The sequence below is a fragment of the Vibrio sp. 1CM24A genome, assembly GCF_023161725.1.
GTDB lineage: Bacteria > Pseudomonadota > Gammaproteobacteria > Enterobacterales > Vibrionaceae > Vibrio > Vibrio coralliirubri.
The window spans coordinates 525,260-548,396 of sequence record NZ_JALNTS010000002.1 but is presented as its reverse complement, the minus strand read 5'-3'; the positions used below and the strand labels follow the sequence as shown (position 1 = coordinate 548,396).

The following is a 23,137-nucleotide window of genomic DNA, read 5'->3' as shown; positions in this document are numbered from 1 at the left end:
GTCGGTTGTTTAATGCAAACCATTATCATTACTAATCACATATAAGAATGAATATCATGTCTGAGAGATCTCTTTTGATTCGCAAACCTTTATCGATCGCAGTCGCTGTTATTTGTACCTCACTTTCAGCTAACGTGTTAGCGCAAGAAGAAGCGCAAGCAACAGATGAACAAATGGTTGTTACGGCAACTCGTACCGAGATGGCACTAAAACAAGCGCCAGCTTCAATGTCGGTTATCACCGCGCAAGACATTGAAGACAGCCCTGGTATTACCTTGGCGGACATCGTTGCCGAATCAACGAGTGTTGAGTCTGATTTTGATAGCACACGTGCTGGTCGTCAGATGATCTCTATTCGTGGTATGGATTCAGACTACACACTTATCATGGTGAATGGCCGTCGTTTAAGCTCGGCGAGTGCCATCATCCGTGGTAACGACTTCGACCTATCAACTATTCCTGCTGATTCAATCGAACGTGTTGAAATCATCCGTGGCCCAATGTCTGCACTTTACGGTTCAGATGGTATGGGCGGTACAATCAACATCATCACTAAGGCTCCAGAAAATGATTGGAGCTCTACACTGAGCATGGACTCGTCATCTCCAATGGATGGCAACGGTGGGCAAGAGCAGTCTGTTGGTTTTACTACTTCTGGTGCGTTGATTGAAGATGAGCTGTTCGCGCGAGTTTCTGTTAACCAAACAAGCCGTAACGCTTGGCAACCATATTCTGGTACACACAGCGATGGCTACGATCGTGAAGATATTACAGCTTTAGAAGACCGTGACACGCTAAGCATGCTTGCAAGCCTGACATGGCATGCAACGGATAACCAAACCATCGATTTCGATTTTGGTTACAGCGACGACGAGCGTAATTCTGCGGCTGAAAGTTCAAGCTCAGTTATTGAGTCTGACACGCGTGTTGTGCGTAATAGCCAAGCGATTACACACAGTGGTTTTTGGAGCTGGGGTGACACGCAAGTACGTTACTCACGCGAAAATGTGACTGACAATGATGCAGCTGATCTGGGTAATAACTTCAGCAGCGACATCGAAGAGTTAACTCAGATTGTTGAAGCGTCTGCGACGACTTATCTTGGTGAAAGCCATACGCTAACGTTTGGTATGGATTACCAACTGAGCGAGCTGACCAACAAAGAGAACCTAGTGAGTGGTTCATCTGAAGCTTACCAAGGTGCACTGTTTGTACAAGACCAATGGTTGATGACGGATCAACTAACGGCAACCATCGGTGGTCGTTTAGATAAACATGAGCTGTACGGTGAAGAGTTCAGCCCACGTGTGTACTTGGTACACCAAACAACGAATGACCTGATCATCAAGGGTGGTGTGGGTAAAGCATTTAAAGCACCAACATTGACTCAAAACCAATCTGACTATCAGGTACCAAGCTGTAAAGGTGGCTGTGCGTTAGTCGGTAATGAAGATCTAAGCCCAGAAACTAGCTTAAACTACGAGTTGGCGGCAGTTTACACTCAACCTCGTTGGAATATCGAAGCGGCATTGTTCCGAAATGAGATTAATGACCTGATTGAAAGAACGGAAGGTTACTGTCCAGAAGGCGGTGATTGGAACGAAAGTGCTCGTCAATGTGAAAACCCTGACGGCACACCAACGGGTAATTTAGGCGCAAAAACTTACCAAAACGTCTCTGAAGCAATCATTCAAGGTGTTGAGCTAGGTGGTATGTATCAAATCTCTGATAAGTGGGCGTTTTCTGGTAACTACACTTACCTAGATACTGAAGACAAGTCGACAGGCGAACAACTACTTGAGCGTTACAAGCACTCGGGTTTAGTTAAACTGAACTGGAGCCCAACTTACGACCTGAATACGTTTGTTAGTGCGCGTTACCGTGGTGAGCGTCAGATCGAAAGCGACCTAACTCAAGACGCATACACAACATTGAACATCGGCACAGTGTACAACGTGAATGATTCAGTACGACTGCGTGCAGGTATTTCGAACCTAACGGACGAGTCAGTATCTGAAGAACTAGAATATCTAGGTTATGTTGAAGAGCCACGTACTTACTACGTAGGTATGACAGCTGACTTCTAATCTAGAGTTCAGTAACTGATAGCTTGATACAAAAGAACCCAAACTGGCTGATTCTCTAAAAGGAAAGCGGCAAGTGTGGGTTCTTTTTTTTATCTATAGGTTTGGCTTAACTCGCCACGTATCTATTTATCTAGATTTTGACACATGTGATAAGCGCATTGCCGGACTGAGTATCCCAAGGAATCAGCTTGTCGTAATCGTGCTCGAAGATATTAACCTCGAAGTAGGGCTTCAATATCTCGATTAACTCTTTAAACGAGAATGCCACCATCGGGTGTTCATCATTCCACACTTGAGTTTCACCAGCAGTCGTCTTTTCGATACTAAGCTTTAGCGCTTGCTTATCACCTTGACCAGAGTAATACCAACCAGAACGAAACGTGAAATCGTCTTTGTCTTGGTTTGTTGTGTGTCTAACAAACAGGTCGTTGCTGATCTTGTCTTTATCCACCACGTTAAAACAGAAAATACCTTCTGGCTTCAATGCGCGATGCACACTTTCAATACACTCTTTAAGCTTCTCTAGGCCATCGTTGTAATGGATGGAATACAAGAAGCAAGTGATAAGATCGAGTGGTTCCGTGACCTCAAAGTTACTCATGTTTTGTACTGAGAACTTGGCTTCTGGGCAGCGAACTTCTGCGATGTCTAACATAGGCTTGTTAAGATCTAGGCCACCACTTTGGTAACCAAAATCAATAAAATGACGAACGTGTGGGCCAGTGCCACAAGCTAAGTCGAGGTGTGTTTTTCCTTCATTTCCAAAGATTTGATGGAGTCTACGTACGCAGTTACTTTGCGCTTGGTAGTCAATATCTACACACATTAAATCATAGTAACCGGATAGGTCGGTATAGAGTGCGTTGGCGGACATATTTGCCTGCAGCATAAGCTGAAAAATTAGGGTGGCGCATCATATACCGAAATTGGGAAATCGCAATCAAATATCGTTCAATATAGGCGCTTTAATTCTTGGTCGCTGTACTTTCATTATCTGTTGGCTGGCTTCAATTCGTGAGGCTAACCGGCTTATTTGACGCATGTTTGAAATACCTCTGGATCACGTAAGAGAGTAAAGAGCTGGGATTAAGCAAGAGCTTCCTGGCAAACCACATCATCATTGATAGATACCTGGTTCTTCCCACTTGTTTTTGAACGATAAAGTGCATCATCCGTCACCCGAATTAGCGTGTTAATGTTGTTGGGTGAATGACACATACATCGGTTGGTGATGCCAATACTGACGCTCGATGTAAATTGACGGCGATTGAATCCAACAAAAGTATGCCTATTAAAAGCACGGCAGATACGTTCGCCTATGACTTGGGTATGCTCAGGTTTCGCGTTGGGAATGAACACAATAAACTCCTCTCCGCCCCAACGTCCAACTACGCCATTGAGTAATTCAACGTGCGTTTTAATGGAATCGGCTAAGTGTTTAATGACAGCATCACCAACACTGTGACCAAACTGATCGTTTATTAATTTAAAGTCATCGATATCAATCAGCATACAAGACATTTCTATTTGCTGATTCACTGGCTTCTTTATCCAATCATAAATGGCGCGACGATTGAGTACCTGCGTTAAGTCATCATACATAGCGCGGTGCAGCAGCTCTTTTTCTAACAAGACCTTGTCTGTGACTTCTTCGAGAATCACTTGAATGGCGTCTTTACCTTCCCAGTTAATCACGTTGTCATAAATATTGAAGTATTTATAGCTGCCATCAAAGCAATGGTTGGATACTACAGAGCTGAAGTTGGGTGTATTGCCATTGAGAATGCTCTCGCACCGCCGGATGGCATTTGAATGCTGTTCTTCAGGAATGATTGAAATGATTGAGTCCATCGAAAGTACTTGCTCGATAGATTCGGCACCTTGTTGCTCAACCCAAGCTTGATTAACCATCAAAGGTTTGAAGTTTCGGTGGATCAAAATACCTTGTTTCGATGTACTGAGTAATTTTCGATACATGAGATCTGATTCGTGGCGTTTACGCTGCACCTCTAACATTGATGTGATGTCAATGACGTGTACTTCAAGCGCAGGTTTGTTATTCAGTTCAATGACATGTGATAAACAAAATATGGAGATATTGCGACCATTAGCTGGAATGTCCGTGTACAATTTTCCTTTGTTAAACTTGCCTTTTATTGCCTCTAGGTAGCGTTTTTTGGCTAGATTTTGGTAATTGTCAGGAACTAAGGCATACACAAATTCAACATTGTGTAATAACTCATAGCGATTTCGATAACCAAAGATTTGGGCGATCTCGTTGTCGACATCAATAATTCGATGGTTTTGAAGTGTCATCCGCCCTTGTGCCGAGTCGAAGTTTTGGCAGGGCATAGTGGTGGTTAGATCTAGTTGAATACTCATATCGGCCTGACTACTTATTCGTTAACTGAAACAGGTGTTGCTCCCTCGCTGCTGCGACCTACGGGCTTTGTGGCACGCTTTTATGACGAGACTAGATAGGAAAAATATGGTATCTAGGTAAACCCAGTGTGACATTTATAATTTTATGATTAATCAGTAATTTTACTGATTCAAACCGAGTTCTTGAAAAGGAAACAATTCAGGAAAGTAGGCCAGTAATTAAAGCCAAATCACTCAAGCTAAATAAGCGAACCAAACAAGGAGAGTTGGGACAATGACATCAGCAATAAATGCACAGGATTCAATGGAAAATGGAACAGCGTTGGAAAGCAGTACTTCAATAGAAATTAAGCTTGATGACTTGTCGGGTGGAGAAGTCATTGAATTGCTTGAAGAGCACCTTGCCGATATGTACGCCACTTCGCCAGCCGAAAGCGTCCATGCACTTGATCTAGATGGGCTCAAGTCACCAGAGATTACCTTTTTCAGCGCTTGGAAAGACAGCCAACTGCTTGGATGTGTCGCCATTAAGGAGCTGAATACCCAACACGCTGAATTGAAATCGATGAGAACCTCACAGTTTGCTCGAAAGTCAGGTGTTGCGAGCCAACTTTTACAGCACGTATTGGATACAGCAACCGTTCGCCAGTATCAAACAATCAGCTTAGAGACCGGCTCAGAAGACTACTTTAAGGCCGCGCGTAACCTGTATGAAAAGTTTGGCTTCGGATACTGTGAACCCTTTGCTGATTATGTGTTGGACCCGCACAGCCAGTTTATGAGTATTGAGTTGCGTTAAGAGGCTAGCTTTAGATGCCGACTTACTTCGCAGGTTTCTCCCTTGGCCTTTCGTTGATTCTTGCGATTGGCTCTCAAAATGCGTTTGTTTTAAAGCAAGGGCTTAAGAACCAACACGTATTGGCAGTTTGCGCTGTATGTGCCATTTCTGACGCCTTACTCATTAGCTTTGGCGTGACGGGCTTTGGCGCCATCGTAAAGCAGTTCCCACAAATTGAGCAGTTCGCCCGTTATGGGGGGGCTATCTTTTTGTGTGTCTATTCATTCTTAAGCTTCCGTTCAGCATTTACTGAAAACCACGCCTTAGAAGCCACTGCTGAAACCAAAGACTCGTTAACCAAAGCGATTGCGATGTGTTTGGCGTTTACTTGGCTTAATCCGCATGTGTATTTGGATACTGTGGTATTGCTGGGTTCTATCTCAACTCAATATCAACCTAACCAAATGTTGTTTGGCGCTGGTGCCGTATCGGCGTCGTTTGTGTTCTTCTTTTCACTTGGATATGGCGCTCGCTTCTTGGCTCCAATGTTTAAGAACCCGAGAGCGTGGAAGGTGTTGGAATTTGTCGTTGGCGTGATCATGGCATCTATTGCAATATCTTTGATCGTTTAGCCGCTCGTAATTAGGTATTCAAACATATGATCTAAAGCTCCTACCTAAAGTGACTACTTAAAGTGCGTATCTAAAGTGATTGCCTGTAATTATCTCCGCATTTAATTATTTCAAAAAAATAGAATTATTTTCGTCTTTCGGTTTTGGCGTTCGTCTTAGGGGTACAAATACAAATTAATGACCTAATTCGGAGTCACCATGATTAAACTTGTTAGCTTTAAAAACTGCCCATTTGTTCAACGTGTAATGGGTGCTTTGGTAATGAAAAATGTCCCATTTGAAATTGAATACATTGAGCTAAATAATAAACCTCAATGGTTCCTAGATATTTCGCCAAACGGACAAGTGCCTGTCTTGATTACAGAAAATGAAACGGTTCTTTTTGAGTCAGATGCAATTATTGAATACCTAGATGATAAATATACGCCGATAGAAGAGGTGTCTGCGGAACAAAAAGCGCTAGATCGCGCTTGGTCTTATCAGGCAAGCAAACATTACATGCCACAATGTGGAACGATGGGCAGTAAAGATAAAGAAACCTTTGAGACACGTTTAGCGAATCTTCAAAAATCCTTCCAAAAGGCCGAGAACAAGCTGGGTGACAGCGAATTTTTCAAAGGCGATTACATCTCTAACGTCGACATCGCTTGGCTACCATTGTTGCACCGAGCGTCAGTAATCAAAGAGGGGTCAGGCTTTGATATGCTTGGAGGCTTTCCGAAAGTACAGAAGTGGCAAGCGGCGCTGATTGAATCTGGCTTGACCGATAAAACCGTTCCTGCAGACTTTATTGAGAAGTTCAGCGGTTTCTATTTAACGAATAACTACTTGGCTAGTCTTGCTGAAGCTCGTTAATAATATGAATTAAATTGAAATATATTTTAATAGCAGACTGTTCTAAATAAACACTCACCAAAAAAATAAACTCATTCTTCTCTTTATATCTTTTATTGGATATAGAGAGAGACAGGGTGAGTTTTTATATTTAGGCGTGCAGATTCAGGTTGTTTTGGGAATGGATAAAAATTTAATTAGCTCGATAACAATCTGATTATAATAAGTTTAATGTTGATGATACTCCTGTTGTCTATCAGGTTTATTCTCATTTTAGTACTCGTTACGCCTCAGGAAATACAATTGTCTCATAAATAAGACTTGATTAAATATCTATGATTGTTCGTTTGATGACCTAAAAATCTTGTGGTACTTTCTCATTCGCTCTGAAAATGAACGGTGTTTTATTATTCATTTGGAGTTGCTTATTTAATTTATTTTAAACAGTAACGCAACAGGTGAAATAGTGTCGGAAACTATTGGCTGTTGGTCAACGTTGCTGTAGGACAGACAAAAAAAGGGTATTTTCATGCTTAAATCATCATTTCTATTGGGCCTAGTTGGCTTAGTTTCACTTCCTACATTTGCTGCTGGTATTGAGGGTGGTCCATACATTGGCGCAGGCCTTGGTGTGTATCAAGACTCAGACACGGACGGCGCAGGCAGTTTAGATGCTGAAAGCATGGGGTACAGCCTTTATGGTGGCTATCAGTTTAACCGTATTGTAGGTATCGAACTTGGTTACACAGATTATGCTGATTACGAAAAATTTGGCACTAAAGTACTTTCACCAACATCGCTTTCTGTTGCAGCAAACCTGGGCTACACCTTCGATAACTCGATTCGTCCCTTTGTAACCGCAGGCCTTAGCTACGTTGATCTAAACTCTAAGGGCTCTAGTTACATTGATGATGATTCAGGTGCAGGCTTCCATTTTGGTATCGGTGTTGAATACACGCCAGTAGAAAACCTAACCTTACGTTTGATCTCACAAGCAGATGCAGTAAATATCGAATTCTTCGGCCCGAATGGTAATAGATTGGCAAGCCGTGATGTAGCGTTTAGCACAGTAACTCTGGGTGCTTCGTACAATTTTTAACGACCTCTGTGAAATAGCTTAAAGCTAAAGCTATGGACACATAAAACCGCTCTAACGTTGAGCGGTTTTTTTATGTCAAAAATAACGATTGGTCACGCTATCGGCGGAGTTGGTCCAAAGCCTGAAATTAGTTGGTTTTCACAAGCTTATAAAAGGGAATTATCTCGACTATTTTGGTAGATTAAAGGTATTACAGACTTCCAGTGAGCAGCAATGAAGATTCTTCACACGTCCGATTGGCACCTTGGCCAAAACTTCTACAATAAAAGCCGTAAGAATGAACATGAACGGTTTTTACAATGGTTACTTGAGCAAGTTACAGAGCACGACATCGACGCGATCATTGTTGCTGGCGACATTTTCGATACCAGTACACCGCCGAGTTACGCTCGTGAGATGTATAACAAGTTTGTGGTCGATTCGAACAAGATCGGTTGCCAATTGGTGTTATTAGGTGGAAATCACGATTCAGTCTCTGTGCTTAAAGAGACACAACAGCTGCTCAAATACATGGGCGCAGACGTGATTCCTAATACCAATGAAGATCATGCGACTCAGGTTGTCGAACTAAAAGGCAAGAACGGCGATGTAGAAGCGCTGGTTTGTGCCATTCCTTTTATTCGCCCTCGCGATGTGTTGACCAGTCAGGCGGGTGTCACCGGTGTTGAACGTCAGAAGCAACTCGGTGATGCGATCAAACAGCATTATCAAAGTGTTTATGATGCGGCGTTTGCTAAGCGCGCGACGTTTGAAAACAGCGAGCACATGCCGATTATCGCTACCGGTCATTTAACGGCGATGGGTGTCCAACAATCGGATTCGGTACGTGATATCTATGTCGGCAATCTTGATGGTTTCGCCGCTGATGGATTCCCAGACGCAGACTATATTGCACTTGGTCATATCCACCGCCCACAAGTGGTGGCAAAGCGTGAATACATTCGTTATTCAGGCTCTCCAATCCCACTAAGTTTTGATGAACTTAAGTCTCAAAAACAAGTGTGTGTGGTTGAGTTTGTTGAAGGTGAGCGCACCATTTCTCAACTGCCTGTTCCCACATTCCAACCTCTAGCTGAAATCAAAGGCGACTTGAGCGAGATCGAATCTCAGCTTAACCAATACATAGGTTTAGATAGCGACCAAAGCGTATGGTTATCGATAGAAGTGCAAGCCCAAGATTACTTGTCGGATCTACAAGAACGCATGCGCGCACTAACCGAAGGTTTGAATGTGGAAGTACTTCAACTGCGCCGCGCAAGAGAGCGTCGCAATCAAGCATTAGAGCAAGAGTCAGCAGAAACGCTATCAGAATTGAGTCCGATGGACGTATTTAGCAAGCGTATTGCCTTAGAAGAGTTTGAAACGGATTCTGAAAAAGCGCGTTTAGAGCGAATGACGGTGAAGTTTAAACAAGTGATGGTTGAAGTGTCCGAGAGCGCTCAAGCGCCAAACAAAGTAGAAGAGTAACCAGTATGAAGATTTTAAGCCTAGAATTTGAAAACCTGAACTCTTTGAAAGGACGCTGGAAACTCGATTTTACCCAATCACCGTTTGCGGAAAATGGCCTGTTTGCGATTACTGGCCCAACAGGGGCGGGTAAAACCACCATTCTTGATGCGATTTGTTTGGCATTGTTCCACCGCACACCGCGTTTGAAGAGCATTGCCAAAGGCAACAACGAATTAATGACGCGTGGCACGGGTGAGTGTTTTGCTGAACTGGAATTTGAAGTTCAAGGTAAAACGTACCGATCTAATTTCCACCAAAAGCGAGCGCGTGGAAAACACGATGGCGCATTACAAACGCCAACGTGTGAGTTTGCCGATGCTGACACCGACAAAGTTTTAGAGACTATGCTGACCAAGAAAACCAAGTTGGTGGAGCAGGTAACCGGTCTCGATTTTTCACGCTTCACTAAATCCATCATGTTGTCTCAGGGTGAGTTTGCGGCGTTCTTAAATGCCAATGCTAACGACCGTGCAGAGCTACTTGAAGAGCTGACGGGAACCGAAGTCTATAGCCTGATTTCAGAGCGTATCTACGATCATTTCAAGTCGAGTGAAGAGTCGCTTAATCACCTTAAAGCGAAAGCAGAAGGGGTGAGCTTACTGCCTGAAGAGCAAATCCAAGCGCTGACCGCAGAGCGTGAAACGTTAGAAGTCGAGCAGAAGCGTTTAGCCGAGCAGTTAAAAGAGTGGCAAGCGCATCTAAGCTGGTGGAAAGACGTGACCAAAGCTGAGCAAACTATCGCGACCAGTGAGCACGATCTGAAAACCGCTCAAGATGAACTAGACCGTAACCAACCGTCACTAGAGCGCTTGGCAAACAGTGAGCCGGCTGAAAAGCTGCGCCCAATGCACAAAGATTTAAAGCGTTGCGAACAAGAGGTGAACACTACTCAAGCTTACCTAGATAACAGCACCAAGTTACTTGCTGTTCGTGATGCAGAGAAGCAAGATGCGCAAACTAAACTGACGCAAAGCAGTGCTATTGTCGAACAGGTAAAAAGCGAGCAACAAGATCAAGAGAAGATCATCGATCTTGTCCGTCCGATCGATAACCAAATTGCCGTACTCAAAGATAAGCAAACGGCGGCCGTTAATGTGGCGAATACGCTAAACGAGCAACATACGCAGCAGCGCAATCAACAGGTTGTTTTAGTTCAAAAAACAGATGCACTGAAGCAACAAGATAAATTCAGCACTGAGTACCTAAATACGCATCAAGCTGACCAACATCTGGAAAAATACCTAGGTCAGTGGCAAGCAAAGGTCGAGCAAGTTCGTACCCTCGAGCGTCAACATGCAGAACAACTGAACTCAGCGAAGCAAGCCTTGTCTGCGGTTGATGCTCAGCAAACGATCATCAAATCTGCGCAAGACGCGAAAACAACGCAAGATAAGGCCTTAGCTAAATTGGTTGTGCTAGAGAGTAGTGCAAAGCAACAGTGGGAAGCATTGCAAGGCAACACCAGTGAGCAAGTGCTGAATGCGCAAAAAGATCTGTTGGAGTTTTGGAACCGCAATACGCACTCATTACTCGAGATCAATCGTGGCTTCCTAAATGCCCAGCAACAGCTGCACGTGAAAACACAGGCACATCAAACTAATACGGAGCTGCGTGGCAAGCTTTCGAAAGAGCGTGAAGTGCTGGCGGATCGATATCAAGAAAAAAAGACTTCGCTTCAACGATTGACGCGTCTGATTGCACAAGAAGGCGAGTTAGCGAAGTATCGTGCGGCATTGAAGCCGGGAATGGATTGCCCATTGTGTGGCTCAACAGACCATGCGATCGAACAATCACAAAGTTCGAAGGATTTGAATGCCCAGAGTGAGCTTGAGGAACAAGAATTAGCAGCGATTCAGAAAGAAGGCCAAGAGCATCGTCAGCAGTTAGATTCTCTTGACCCTATGATTGCAGCGCTGAACGATGACATTCAACGTGCGCAAGCGGATATTCAACAAGCTCAACTGAATTGGCAAGGCGTTGTCGGTAAGCTTCAACAGAGTTTATCAGATTTCGTTGGCACTGCTCCTGAATTGGCGCTGCTAACGATTAACGATTTAGGCAATGAAGCCACAGTCGCGACCTTTGCTCAGCAGTGTGAACTTCAACTAAGTCAGAGCTCGCAGCAACTCAAAGCATTGGCTGATGCTAAAGCGCATTATGCCGAAGCTGAGAAACAACGCTTGTCGGTAAGTGTTATGGCTGACAAGGCGCAATCTAATCTCGAGTTGGCCGAGCAACGCTTAGCGGATCTGAATAAGCAAAACCAAGTCGCAAACGAACAAGTGGCTCAGATTGCTCAAGCGAAAGAACAACAATGGAACGCTCTGAAAGAGAGCATTGTTCAAACTTCTATCGAAGCGCCTGAACTTGAACATATCGATGATTGGTTTACTGCGAAATCGCAAGCATCAAGCACATGGCAGCAAACCAAACAGCAACAGACCGATATTGAGAAGCAACTGATTACTCAAAATGCCGAATTGAAAACCTTAGATGACAAGCTAAGCAGTGTTGAGAAAGAGCTCGCAACACTGACGAAAGAGAGTGAGTCTCTAGTGTCAGAACTCACTCGTGTAACGGCTGAAAGAACAGAGTTGTTTGGTGACAAAGACATTCAAGCCACCAGCAATGCGATGAAGCAAAAAGTCACTGAAGCGGTAAATGCATTTGATGCCGCTCAGTTGGTGCTTAACCGCAGCGAACTGGAACATAGAACCGAGCAAACCAAACACACTGGTTTCTCGGACGAGTTAGTCAGTAAGCAATCCAGCTACACACAAGCGTCGAATGTTTGGTTAGAAGCACTGAAAACCAGCCCATTCGAAGATGAGGCTAATTTTGAAGCGGCGTTGTTGGATGAAGAGGTTAGAACTCAACTTCAAAGCCTCAAGAAGTCTTTAGACGAAGCGATTGTCAGTGCGCAAGCTAGGTTGAATACCGCCAAAGCGGCGCAAGTGGGTCTACAAAATCACGAAAATGCGAAAGCGTGGCAAGAACAAGACCAACAGCAAGTTGAAGAAGCGACGACTGAGTGTCAAAACGCACAACAAAGCCATGCAACCAAGATCGGCGCGATTTCTGCCAATCTTGAAACGGATAGCCAGAACCGCAGTAATCAGCAAGATCTGTTCAAACAGATCGACGAGCAACAAGTCGAGTTTGATGATATCTCACGTCTTAACTCACTTATCGGCTCTAAGAACGGCGATAAATTCCGTAAGTTTGCCCAAGGTTTAACGTTGGAAAACTTGGTGTACCTTGCGAACAAGCAGCTACAGCGTTTGCATGGTCGTTACGAACTTAAACGCAAAGCCGACGATGGTTTAGAACTGCAAGTGCTCGACACATGGCAGGGCGATGTGATGCGTGATACTAAGACTTTGTCCGGCGGCGAAAGCTTCTTAGTAAGCTTGGCGTTGGCATTAGCGCTTTCTGATCTTGTAAGCTACAAAACCAGTATTGATTCTCTGTTCTTAGATGAAGGTTTTGGCACGTTGGATAGTGACACATTGGACATTGCTTTAAACGCGCTCGATAACTTGAATGCATCAGGCAAGATGATTGGTGTCATTAGCCACGTTGAAGCATTGAAAGAGCGAGTACCCGTTCAGCTTAAAGTGACAAAACACTCTGGCTTAGGTGTGAGTGAGATGGAGAATCAGTACAAGGTTGTCGCTTAGCGTATAGCTATATTTCATCAGTACAGAAATAGAAACAGAGCTAGGTGAAGCAGATCCCCGACTCAGTCGTTCCTCCTTCTCGAGGATGACGGAGTCGGGAGTCGTGATCAATTACTTCGCCGTCACTCCTTAAAGTCTGAAACGATTAAAAAGCAGCCGTCATTCTCTAAAGAGAGGTATGAACCTAATAGGGACTCTAGATTTATTCGTATTACCTTCGTCATTCCCTAAAGTGAGGTACGAACGTAATAGGGAATCTCTAGTAAACGAAGGAAGTGGACTCATCAAGAAGGAAACGGCCATGCACAAGAAACCCCATTTACCGACTAAGACGTGTCCCGTTTGCCAAAAGCTTTTCGCATGGCGTAAAAAGTGGCAGCGCTGTTGGGATGACGTGATCTACTGTTCTGAACGTTGCCGTCGTAATAAACCTGAGTCTTCATACTCTTGAATAGATCAGCTCAATCCTCACGCTCTAAACCCACTAACTTCTATATTTCCTTTCTTTGTCATCATTTTGATGCTCCTTTAATCGTTTCGTCATTCATTTCTCAAGTTAATATTTCTATCTGTAAGATAAGTGATGTATAAAGGCGGCATGAAGATACCTAAAAGAATACAGCCTTTAGTTGACGATGGTTTAGTCGACGAGGTGACAAGCCAACTCATGAGTGGCAAAGAAGCATCTGTGTACATTGTACGCTGCGGCGATACGATCCGTTGTGCCAAGGTATATAAGGAAATTAGCCAGCGCAGCTTTAAAAAAGCGACCGCGTATCGTGAAGGCCGAAAAGTCCGAAATAGCCGCCGTGCTCGAGCGATGGAAAAAGGCTCTGGTTTTGGTCGAGAACAGCAAGAGAAAGTGTGGCAAAGCGCTGAAGTGGATGCCTTGTATAAACTGGCCGAAGCGGGTGTTCGTGTGCCTGTGCCTTATGGTTGCTTTGATGGCGTGCTGCTTATGGAGCTAGTGACTGATGATGACGGTTATGTTGCGCCACGTTTGAACGATGTGGTGATGTCAGCAGAGCAAGCGATCGAAGACCACGCTGTGATGATGACTTACGTAGTTAAAATGCTGTGTGTTGGTTTGATCCATGGTGACTTATCTGAGTTCAACGTATTGGTGGATGAGTACGGCCCAGTAATTATCGATCTACCGCAAGCGGTTGATGCTTCGGCGAACAACAACGCTGAGTGGATGCTGGCTCGTGACATCAATAACATCCGTGATTATTACGCTCAGTTTGCTCCTAAATTGGCGAAAACCGAGTATGCCAAGGAAATGTGGGCGCTGTACGAGAAAGGCGACTTGAAGCCAGACAGCAAGTTAACGGGTGAGTTTACGGAAACGGACGACTTGGCTGATATCGAAGCCATCATGCAAGAGATAGACGCTGCGCGAATTGAAGAACAACACCGTCGTGAACGTGCGAAAGAAGAGAAAGAAGGTGTCGACGATAGCAAGTTCAATTGGGCTGAGTAATCGTGATGATCAGTTTTGATCTTTAGCTAGATATCAACCATACGCCTTAAAAAACTGAGGCGTTCTTTCAAAAAATAACCCAATAGAGCCTCAACTCTGTTGGGTTTTCTTTTTTAGCACTCATGAAAGACGACCACTGGTATTAACTACCAATTTAACTGCTCGCCATCGTAAGCGTAGAAGTGTCCACTTTTGTCCGGCGTGGCAGTCCGAATGATATCGACCAACTGATGGGCGACATAACTCGATTCAAACAACTTGCCTTGAGGGACATTGGTCTGAAAAGGTTTCGATAGAGCTGTGTCTGTTGTGCCCGGGTGCAGTGCTAACACAGTGCCTTTCTTTATGGTGCGTTGCCATTCGATCGACATGGTTTTGATAAACATGTTGAGGGCTGCTTTCGATGAGCGATAGCTATACCAGCCGCCTAATCTGTTGTCTGAAATGCTACCTACTTTTGCGGATACCACAGCAAATTTTGGATTGTCACTCGTTCTAAGAATTGGCGTGAAGTGCTTTGCCAATAATAAGCTCGGCAGGGTATTCACAGAGATGTTTTTCAGAAAGAAGTCAGGGTCGATAGACGACAAGTTTTTTTCCGGTCCAAGATCTGGAGTGTGGAGCATACCCACGCAGTTGATCAACCAATCAAGTTGTTCAAACTCAAAACTCAAACGCTTGATATCAGCTTCGTCGGTGGCGTCGACTTTGTGCCAGCTCAAGCGATTGTTTTCTAGTTCCGGCTGTTGAGAGTGGTAAGTCGCGTCTACATGCACATCAAGAAAATCAAACCGAGAGAGCTCAGATAATAGGTGTTTAACCACAGCGAAACCAATGCCGCCGCTCCCACCGACCACCAATATGTGTAATCTGAGTTGCTCCACCATTATAAGTCCTCCAAGTTTGTGATTCGTTTTTCAGCGGTATCGAGAATCGCTTGTTGTGATTGCTCGTCCATGTTGTCCCAAGAGCGATATAGCATACCCATGCGTGGGTTACGGTTTAACGCATCGCGGTGCTGGTTCATAAAGCGCCAATACAAGCTATTGAAAGGGCAAGATTGTTCGCCGCTGCGATCTTTTATCTTGTAGTGACAGCCTTTGCAGTAGTCACTCATGCGGTTGATATAGGAACCGCTGGCAGAGTATGGTTTGGTTCCGACGATACCGCCATCCGCAAACAGTGCCATACCTCGCGTATTTGGCATTTCAACCCACTCAATCGCGTCGACGTAAATACCGAGGTACCAACTGTCTACTTGGTCAGGGTCTATGCCTGTTATTAAACAGAAGTTGCCAGTGATCATTAACCTTTGGATATGGTGCGCGTAAGCAAACTCAAGAGACTGGTCAATCGCATGCTTCATGCAGTTCATCTTGGTTTGTCCGTCCCAAAAGTAATGGGGCAGGTTGTTGTTTGCTGAGTAATGATTTTTGTTGGCATAAGCAGGCATATTCGCCCAATAGACGGCGCGTATGTACTCTCGCCACCCCAGTATTTGGCGTACAAACCCTTCGACCTGTGCAATGTCGATGCTTGGTTTATTTGAAGAACTGTCTCGATGACTGGATGCTTGGTAGGCCGACAGCGCTGCATCAATCACTTCTTTAGGGCTCAGCAGTTTGCTGTTCAGAGAGAACGAAATGCGGCTATGATACAAGCTCCATTTAGAGTCGTGCTCTGTAGTCATCGCATCTTGAAACTGCCCAAATAACGGTAAGCAAACTTGGCAGAAATGAGCGAGCAAAGACAAACTTTGTGCGCGGTTCACCGGCCATAATAACTGGCTACCGACTTGACCAATGGTTTGCACTTGGTGGCGCTCGATACGCTGCAAAATGTCGGTTATGTCATTGGTAAACATCAAAGGCTGAGGCAGGTTTTCGATGTCTTGTTTCTTGAGTTTCTTTCGATTGTTCGCGTCGTAATTCCATTTGCCGCCAACGGGCTTTCCGTCTTCTAGCAAAATGTCGAAACGCTTTCTCATTCGGCGGTAGAAGTGTTCCATCATGATGTGTTTGTCTTTCGGAAATTGTTGTTCGATCTCCTCGAATGGAAAGAGGAAGTGCTCCGTATCACAACAACCTTTGGTTGCATTGGTCAGTTTGAGCTTGTTCATCTGTTCTAAAAGGCGATATTCATCTGGCCTTTGATATTCGAATTTCTCTGCGCCGAATTCGTGTACATAGTGCTTTAGAAGTGAATCTAGGTTTTCAAATTGCGTTGTGTCGTCGAGAGTTAGGTGCAGTACTTGATGGCCTTGTTCTTTTAATCCGTCAGCGTAGTAACCCATCGCACAGAAAAAAGCGGCCACTTTTTGAATATGAGACGCTACATAATCCGTTTCTTGTTTGAGCTCAGCAATGATGTAAACAACGTCATCGTCAACTTGTTGAAACCATGAATGCTCAATGTTGAGCTGGTCTCCTAATACAAGTCGTACCGTTTTAAAGTTCATAATGCGTCCTGGTTTGTGAGGCTTGTTGAGACTGCGTTACCGCCTGACCATTGATTGATGAAGACATGGTCTGGGTCGTACATTTCAGTCTGCTTGGTTAAATCAAAATGGCGGGATTTAGGCTGTGATTGGCTTTTAGTTTGATTGTTGTGGACTGGTTGATTGAGAGCCCCGGCGATATAAGCCCAATTTCCCCAGTTAGATGCCACGTCATAGTCGACAAGCTGGCTTTCGAAATAGGCAGCGCCGTGTCGCCAGTCGACGCCCAACTCGTAAATCAAACAGCTTGCGGCTAACTGCCTTCCGCGATTGGACATGTAGCCAGTTGCATTAAGTTGGCGCATACATGCATCGACAATCGGGTAGTTGGTATTACAGCTCTTCCATTTGGCAAAATTAAGGCTCGCCGATGGATTGCTACTCTCTGCTACAACGGGCTTTGTGTATGAGCCTGTAAATAGTGATGACTTCAACGACATGCTCTTCCAATAAAAATACTCTCGCCACAACAGCTCGAAATAGATCCAGTAGGTTGAATCGTTGGAACCATGATGCGACTCAAATCGCGAGAGGTGTCTGCAGATTGTTTTTGGTGAAATGCAACCTAAAGCGAGCCAAGGTGAAAACTTGGTTGAGTTCTTGATACCATCCAACGCATTCCTTGTCTGTTTATAGCGGCTCGCGTAATCGTATGAGAAGTAGTGTTCGAGATGTATTGATCCCGATGTTTCACCGCCTTTGAAGCTTTGTTCGCTCGTCAAATCGTTCGTCATAAAAAAGGAGGCTTTTGAGTGAAAGTGTGACATTTCTGTTAGGTCTGGTGCTGGTGGTAACGTCGTTATGGTCAAACTTTGTGTATCGACAGCCAAGTGTTCGATGAGTTTTCTGAACTTGGTAAACGAGCGGGGTAACTTGTCTAACGTAAAAGAGAAGTCATCGAGCTCAAACAGAGTCGAGTTATGAGTTTGAATCGCAGTTAAGTTCGGACAGTCAGCCAACGTTGATTGCACTAGCTGTCGCTCGTCGTGGCCACCATGAGCATTTGCAAACAAGTGAGTGACGTTTAGAGCAGAGATAATCTCGTTGAGCGAATCTTTGACGTTATCGCTTTTATCGTGGTCTTGTTTAAGGACGATGAGTGTTTGATCTAGGCCGCTCAGGTTAATCGTAAGATCGCTTATCGATTGTGAAATGAAAGCTGTGCGGTGAGCGCCATATTGTTGTTCTTGGGCGAACTGTGAAGAGTAGTGCGACAGAATCGGTTCAACGACGACACATACGAGCTCATCGACGATTTGGCTTGCTTGATAAAGTAGCGCATTGTCGTTGATTCTTAAGTCGTTTGTAAAAAGATACAGGCCAATCTTTTTCATTACTTTCACTCGGCGATTTGTTAATTATTAGACGCTTACGAGTTGATAGGCTGACAAGATCACAAATGACTATTCTAAGTGGGAAATAGCAGATTTCGGTCAGGTTCAGGGTGTTGAAGAGGATATTAAGCCAACCAATAATACCGATAGAGGTTGGCAATACAGGCTATTTTTGAGTGTCGAACTGCAGCATTTATTCCATAGGAACAACGAGAATATCGATAGGGGAAGTATCGATGATCTGTTTAGAATGGGAGATGAGCTTATGCCAAAAATCATGGTGATGGCCACACAACAATAGGTCAACGCCGTTTGCTTCGATGGCATTTTTGAGCTTATCGTTCAAATCACCCGTTCCCACGAAAATGTGCTTGATTGGGTGCTTGGCGTACGCCTCAAACTCTTTCAAATGCTTTACGGCATCTTCATTGATGGGTAAATCACCGTCATTTCCTTGAATATCAACGAGCTCTGGGTAAATTTCTCCATGCGTACCATCGATATAAACAAATGAAATGCCAGCCTCCAGTTTATCAGCGAAGAAGGTCGCTCTATCAATGAGAATCTTGGTGTCGTCAGACAGTTCAAGTGCGACCAGAATATGTCGGTAATCCATAATTAAAGCCTCTTGTTGTGAGTTATGTATCAAGCATAGTTTCTGTTGGCACAAATGATATCGAAGAGGTCTCATATTGCGTAAAATCATCATTCAATGTTCTTCTAAGCACTATCGTATTTATATCGCTTTGATTGATAAGAAATTTACAAAAGGTTGATATAGTGGTTGAAGCGCTAGCTTATGCTGTTAGATAGGCTTGATAGTTCAATGCGCCAATAACGAAGAGGCATCAATGACAGCACTACTAACCATTCCCACTCGAACATTAGGTTTCGACTACGATATTGAGATCCGAGACTGGTCTCAAAAGCTCGTCGGCTTTCATGTGTTTGAAGATGGTAGACGACCGCTCGATGGGGGCATTGGGCTGAGCCTCAACCTTGTTGAGCAGTTTGACGTGAATGGTCGTTGGCTAAATTCATTACCTGCGCGCTATCGTGAAATCACCGACGACTTTCCAGAGTACCAATACCAGATGCTGTGGCTTGCAGCGAACACCTATGAAGCCGCGCAATTGCTTGAATTAAGGCCTGTTATTTTGGCTTTGATCTGCATGAAATACAGTGTCGATAATCAGAAAGCATTGGCACTGAGTCGCTTAGGGCAGAAGAAGATCCTTGCTAAGTTGGGTTTAGACAGTAGCAAGGCGACACTCAAATTCATCGACAAGCTAGAGCTTCATTACAACGTTGGTGATGAACTCGACCACATTGTTCGCATTCTCGAACCGCTACAAAGACGAGTTCTTAAATTCAAACATTACTCAAAAGTTGGATACACAGCCCTGCGTTTGGACCAAGTTCATCCATTTTTAACCGGCAGTCGATTAGGGATTGCAATGGTGGAAGAGGGCAGACTTAATGCACCGTCGAAGATGGCGATGTTCCAAGATGCGATATTGCTAGGACAAGATTTGGAGATGGATGATCCACTGCGCGCGATTACCAGCCAGAACTCATTCGCGATGTTTGAACAACTGCATGACCGCTGGACGGAGCAACGCCAATTACGTCGATTGGAGGGTAATCGCCCAATGGATAAAGACATCCCTTATCCCGTTCCTTTGCTCGGTAATGACAACATTCATCCGCTCACTGATTATTACGACCTTGAACACGAAGGCATCGAGCAGAAGCACTGTATTGGCGTGTATCACAACCGAATCATGAGCGATCGTTATGTGGTGTTCCGCATGCTCAAACCTCAGCGTTTAACCATAGGTTTACGTCGCGTCCCGAGCAAAGCCTTTCCGTTTGAAATAGACCAAATCTGCGGAAAACGAAATGCACCGCCATCGGAGTCCGCTCGCCAAGTCATCCATGACTGGTTAGAAGCGAGTAAGCAAAAGTACCCTAAGCAATAACCATGAAGTAGAAGGGATAGCAGGATGTATCAACAAGGAGATTTATGCCCGCATTGTGGTTTGATTATTGTCATGCCAACAGATTTGCAAGCCGAATGCTTAGGGTGTGGCGAAGAGATCAATCAAGACCCTGCAGACGATTACGACGAAGAAGAGTAACTTTACCTACACTGATATAAACCAAGGCTAGGATGGCCGTATTAGCCCTTCAAAGGATGGAAAGACATGCAGAAAGTAATCTTTAGAAATTGCGATGAAAGTTCGCCATATTGGAGTGAATTAGAGCGCTTGTTTCAAAGTGAATGGTCTGATTTCAAGTTTAAAGATACCTATAAAGACTGCGTACAACTCCCTCCAGTAATAGTAGTACTTCGCGATAATGTGGTCATTGGTGGCTTGGCATATTCCCATTTTCAGGAACCTCATCAAGTGCGGGATGTGGTTTGGATTAATGCTGTTTATGTTGATACTCAATGGCGCGGTCAAGGTATTGCGAGTGAACTGATTAATCGTGGTGTCAGACAAGTATCTTCTGCAGTGCAAACTCAACTCTACGCGTACACCAATATCATGGGACTCTACCAAGGGCTAGGTTGGTCAGTTGTCGATATCGAATCAGAACCGAACCATAAAGTGATGAGTATTGAGCTTAATCGATAAACTAAGATTAAAGTCAGATATTAGGTTATCTGCCGTTCGAGTGATGAACTTCTCCCTTTCATCCATAACGTATAAACCTGTTAAATTTTCGTTGAAACTCAGGCCGATATCGCCTTTAAATCAAACAACTAGCTGTTGATTAAAACGATCAAGACGATTTATTGCAGCAGTTGTTGAGCACAAAGCCTATATTGACTAGAATGACGCACTTTTTTTATTTACGTACATACAGGTAATGAACATGAGCGATACTAATTCAAGACCAGCTTTACCAGATCATCTTGCAGGTAACCCACGCAGCCCACACCACGTTGCTGAGTGTTTCGAATACCCAATCGGCATTCGTCTAAATGGTAAAGAGCGTACTGATGTTGAAGAATACTGCATCAGCGAAGGTTGGGTTAAGATCCCTTCTCCAAAAGCGCTAGATCGTTTTGGTCAGCCAATGCTTATTACTCTAAAAGGCACGGTAGAAGCTTTTTACATCGACGCATAATCACTTCGTGTAACTCGATCATATCGAGCCACCAAGCGTTATTACCTAAAAGGGTCTAGATAAATCTAGACCCTTTTTGTTTTCAAATCTATTGGGTTATTACCTTTACCAAGCGATACCTGCACCAATCGAGAACTCCAAATCTTCACCTTCTGCTTTATCGAAACCTGCGGTCACAACAAAGCCACTGTCCATAATGTAGGTTGCATCTAAGCCACCAACTTGTTTGGTTGAGCTGTCAGAGAACTCACGGCTATCTAAAGTGACGTCCGTGTGGGTACGCTTAATCCCGTAACCTGGGGTGATGTACAAGTTTTCGGTGATACCAATAGGTGCTTGAAACTGATACTCGTTGTCGCGCTGCTTATATTCGTACGAGTCTTCATCTTCGTTATAAGCTGAGCGGGTAAACTCAATACCATAACCTATGCTTCCCGGGCCGCGATATTTGATGTAAGAAGCAGACCAATCTCTCCACCCACGTTCAGCCGATAGACCAAATGTAATCGCGGTTTCCTCTTGGTTTTGTTCATAGGCTTGTGCGTTAGACATAGTGAACAGCAAGACAGCGGCTAATGTCAGAAGGGGAAGCTTTTTGATGGTCATTGGATCTCTCGCTTATGTATACAAAATATCGGCAAATTCAAACTATCGAATGCCAGTAGATTAGTAACCTAGTCCGGATCTTCCTTGAGCTTTTTAGTTATGTATTCTTGGTTGACGCTTGAGCGGCATCCTCTTGGATTTGAGGATGCCTTTTTGATATGGGATTGGTGATAAGTATTACTTCAAAGTACGTAGCTTATTAACCTGCATTTTTGCTCGCACTTTGGTGGCTTGCGCTTGCGACGGCAAGTTGTCTTTGATCTTGTTTTTAATGTCTGCGACAGGGATGAAGTTCCACTGACCGTCGTGATACTTAACTACAAAGGTCTCACGGTTCATTTCTTCACGGAACACCCAAACACCATCGTCGAGACGCTTAAAGTCACCAACTACATTGCCGTTCGTATCTCGAACTGTCCAAAACGTATGTTGAGTATCAAGATAAGACTTCTGCTCACCTGAGATCATCTTGTCACCAGAGCTGATAGTCACATAGTCTTCACGAACAATAATTTCACCGACAGTCTTGTCATCTAAGTAGATGCTGTATAGTGTTTCGTGATCATCAGAACGTTGTTTTACGGCGCTTATATGAGCTTCACCTGTGTCTTTATTAAAAAATGGTACATCACCGATATCTGGGATGTAGACGAAGCCTAGATCAGCTTGTTCAATGATATCAGCAATATTTTTTGAATCGTCTTTGCCGTATCCAGGGTCGATATTATCAAACCCATTGTCGATATCACTATCAGAGTCGCCGTTTCCAAAACCTGGGTCAATATTTTCGAAACCATAGTCGCCATCAAATTGAGGTTGTGCTGGTTCTGAACCACCGCCAGATGAACAACCTGCTAAAACAGTAGTAAGAACGAGTGCGATAAGTGATTTGTTCATGATATTTCCTAACGTTTGTTGAATTCGTGAGATGCTCACTGACTAACCTCACTACTAGGTGATGGGTACACGCCTTGTGTATAGACATTGCTGCATCGCTTGAGATGTACAATAAACAACCTGCCTAGTTCGATAAATAAACGGAAAGAAATACAAAACATCACCATTGGCTATGTATTGT

21 protein-coding genes are annotated in these 23,137 nt (G+C 44.1%); 13 read left to right on the top strand and 8 right to left on the bottom strand.

All coding sequences use genetic code 11. The annotated features are described in order from the left end of the window. Positions 1-56 precede the first annotated feature (56 nt). On the top strand, positions 57-2,087 hold the full coding sequence (locus MSG38_RS06430) for a TonB-dependent receptor (RefSeq protein ID WP_248401319.1): 2,031 nt from the start codon (positions 57-59) through the stop codon (positions 2,085-2,087). A 130-nt stretch (positions 2,088-2,217) separates the two neighbouring features. Here the strand turns inward: MSG38_RS06430 and MSG38_RS06425 are convergent, their stop codons facing one another. After that, positions 2,218-2,961: a class I SAM-dependent methyltransferase gene (locus tag MSG38_RS06425; protein ID WP_029235856.1), complete on the bottom strand. Its 744-nt coding sequence runs from the start codon at positions 2,959-2,961 to the stop codon at positions 2,218-2,220. Between the two features lie 212 nt (positions 2,962-3,173). Then, on the bottom strand, positions 3,174-4,469 hold the full coding sequence (locus MSG38_RS06420; RefSeq protein ID WP_248401318.1) for a GGDEF domain-containing protein: 1,296 nt from the start codon (positions 4,467-4,469) through the stop codon (positions 3,174-3,176). A gap of 274 nt (positions 4,470-4,743) precedes the next feature. Between MSG38_RS06420 and MSG38_RS06415 the strand changes: the two genes are divergently transcribed. The 8 genes from MSG38_RS06415 to MSG38_RS06380 all read left to right on the top strand — a co-directional run bounded on the left by MSG38_RS06415 (position 4,744) and on the right by MSG38_RS06380 (position 14,484). Next, a complete protein-coding gene (locus MSG38_RS06415) occupies positions 4,744-5,268 on the top strand; it encodes a GNAT family N-acetyltransferase (RefSeq protein WP_248401317.1) in 525 nt (174 codons plus the stop codon). A 14-nt stretch (positions 5,269-5,282) separates the two neighbouring features. Continuing rightward, complete coding sequence (locus MSG38_RS06410) at positions 5,283-5,879, top strand: LysE/ArgO family amino acid transporter (protein ID WP_248401316.1); 597 nt, start codon at positions 5,283-5,285, stop codon at positions 5,877-5,879. Positions 5,880-6,077: 198 nt separating this feature from the next. Beyond that, the gene (locus MSG38_RS06405) at positions 6,078-6,734 is read left to right on the top strand and encodes a glutathione S-transferase family protein (RefSeq protein WP_248401315.1); all 657 of its coding nucleotides are present in this window, start codon (positions 6,078-6,080) and stop codon (positions 6,732-6,734) included. A 508-nt stretch (positions 6,735-7,242) separates the two neighbouring features. After that, positions 7,243-7,812 (top strand): porin family protein, encoded by a 570-nt coding sequence (locus tag MSG38_RS06400; protein WP_048611957.1) that lies wholly within the window; start codon positions 7,243-7,245, stop codon positions 7,810-7,812. 213 nt (positions 7,813-8,025) lie between these two features. Next, the gene (gene sbcD / locus MSG38_RS06395; RefSeq protein ID WP_248401314.1) at positions 8,026-9,279 is read left to right on the top strand and encodes an exonuclease subunit SbcD; all 1,254 of its coding nucleotides are present in this window, start codon (positions 8,026-8,028) and stop codon (positions 9,277-9,279) included. A gap of 5 nt (positions 9,280-9,284) precedes the next feature. Continuing rightward, positions 9,285-13,001: an AAA family ATPase gene (locus tag MSG38_RS06390; RefSeq protein ID WP_248401313.1), complete on the top strand. Its 3,717-nt coding sequence runs from the start codon at positions 9,285-9,287 to the stop codon at positions 12,999-13,001. A 301-nt stretch (positions 13,002-13,302) separates the two neighbouring features. Next, on the top strand, positions 13,303-13,452 hold the full coding sequence (locus tag MSG38_RS06385) for a DUF2256 domain-containing protein (protein WP_248401312.1): 150 nt from the start codon (positions 13,303-13,305) through the stop codon (positions 13,450-13,452). Positions 13,453-13,599: 147 nt separating this feature from the next. Then, positions 13,600-14,484, top strand: a complete 885-nt coding sequence (locus MSG38_RS06380) for a PA4780 family RIO1-like protein kinase (RefSeq protein ID WP_282450346.1) — start codon at positions 13,600-13,602, stop codon at positions 14,482-14,484. 146 nt (positions 14,485-14,630) lie between these two features. Here MSG38_RS06380 and MSG38_RS06375 read toward each other — a convergent pair whose 3' ends face one another. From MSG38_RS06375 to MSG38_RS06360, 4 genes are all read right to left on the bottom strand, one after another. Then, positions 14,631-15,371, bottom strand: a complete 741-nt coding sequence (locus tag MSG38_RS06375; RefSeq protein ID WP_248401310.1) for an SDR family oxidoreductase — start codon at positions 15,369-15,371, stop codon at positions 14,631-14,633. Next, complete coding sequence (locus tag MSG38_RS06370) at positions 15,371-16,942, bottom strand: cryptochrome/photolyase family protein (RefSeq protein ID WP_248401309.1); 1,572 nt, start codon at positions 16,940-16,942, stop codon at positions 15,371-15,373. The genes MSG38_RS06375 and MSG38_RS06370 overlap by 1 nt, the downstream gene beginning before the upstream one ends. Next, positions 16,939-18,315, bottom strand: a complete 1,377-nt coding sequence (locus MSG38_RS06365; RefSeq protein WP_248401308.1) for a DASH family cryptochrome — start codon at positions 18,313-18,315, stop codon at positions 16,939-16,941. The genes MSG38_RS06370 and MSG38_RS06365 overlap by 4 nt, the downstream gene beginning before the upstream one ends. A 193-nt stretch (positions 18,316-18,508) precedes the next feature. Further along, entirely contained in the window at positions 18,509-18,931 is a 423-nt protein-coding gene (locus MSG38_RS06360; RefSeq protein WP_017063967.1) for a universal stress protein, read from the bottom strand. A gap of 235 nt (positions 18,932-19,166) precedes the next feature. On the opposite strand from MSG38_RS06360, the gene MSG38_RS06355 reads away from it, so the two are divergent. The 4 genes from MSG38_RS06355 to MSG38_RS06345 all read left to right on the top strand — a co-directional run bounded on the left by MSG38_RS06355 (position 19,167) and on the right by MSG38_RS06345 (position 21,453). Continuing rightward, entirely contained in the window at positions 19,167-20,297 is a 1,131-nt protein-coding gene (locus tag MSG38_RS06355) for a PcfJ domain-containing protein (protein ID WP_050634418.1), read from the top strand. A gap of 24 nt (positions 20,298-20,321) precedes the next feature. Next, positions 20,322-20,456 carry a hypothetical protein gene (locus tag MSG38_RS23980; RefSeq protein WP_261875693.1) on the top strand — a complete coding sequence of 45 codons (135 nt, stop codon included), beginning with the start codon at positions 20,322-20,324 and terminating at the stop codon, positions 20,454-20,456. Between the two features lie 66 nt (positions 20,457-20,522). After that, positions 20,523-20,957 carry a GNAT family N-acetyltransferase gene (locus MSG38_RS06350; RefSeq protein WP_193841389.1) on the top strand — a complete coding sequence of 145 codons (435 nt, stop codon included), beginning with the start codon at positions 20,523-20,525 and terminating at the stop codon, positions 20,955-20,957. Between the two features lie 241 nt (positions 20,958-21,198). After that, positions 21,199-21,453 carry a DUF3297 family protein gene (locus tag MSG38_RS06345; protein WP_017059204.1) on the top strand — a complete coding sequence of 85 codons (255 nt, stop codon included), beginning with the start codon at positions 21,199-21,201 and terminating at the stop codon, positions 21,451-21,453. Positions 21,454-21,558: 105 nt separating this feature from the next. Here MSG38_RS06345 and MSG38_RS06340 read toward each other — a convergent pair whose 3' ends face one another. Both MSG38_RS06340 and MSG38_RS06335 read right to left on the bottom strand, forming a co-directional pair. After that, positions 21,559-22,059 carry a hypothetical protein gene (locus MSG38_RS06340; RefSeq protein WP_048617165.1) on the bottom strand — a complete coding sequence of 167 codons (501 nt, stop codon included), beginning with the start codon at positions 22,057-22,059 and terminating at the stop codon, positions 21,559-21,561. 177 nt (positions 22,060-22,236) lie between these two features. Beyond that, positions 22,237-22,956 (bottom strand): lipoprotein, encoded by a 720-nt coding sequence (locus MSG38_RS06335; RefSeq protein ID WP_248401307.1) that lies wholly within the window; start codon positions 22,954-22,956, stop codon positions 22,237-22,239. Positions 22,957-23,137 lie beyond the last annotated feature (181 nt).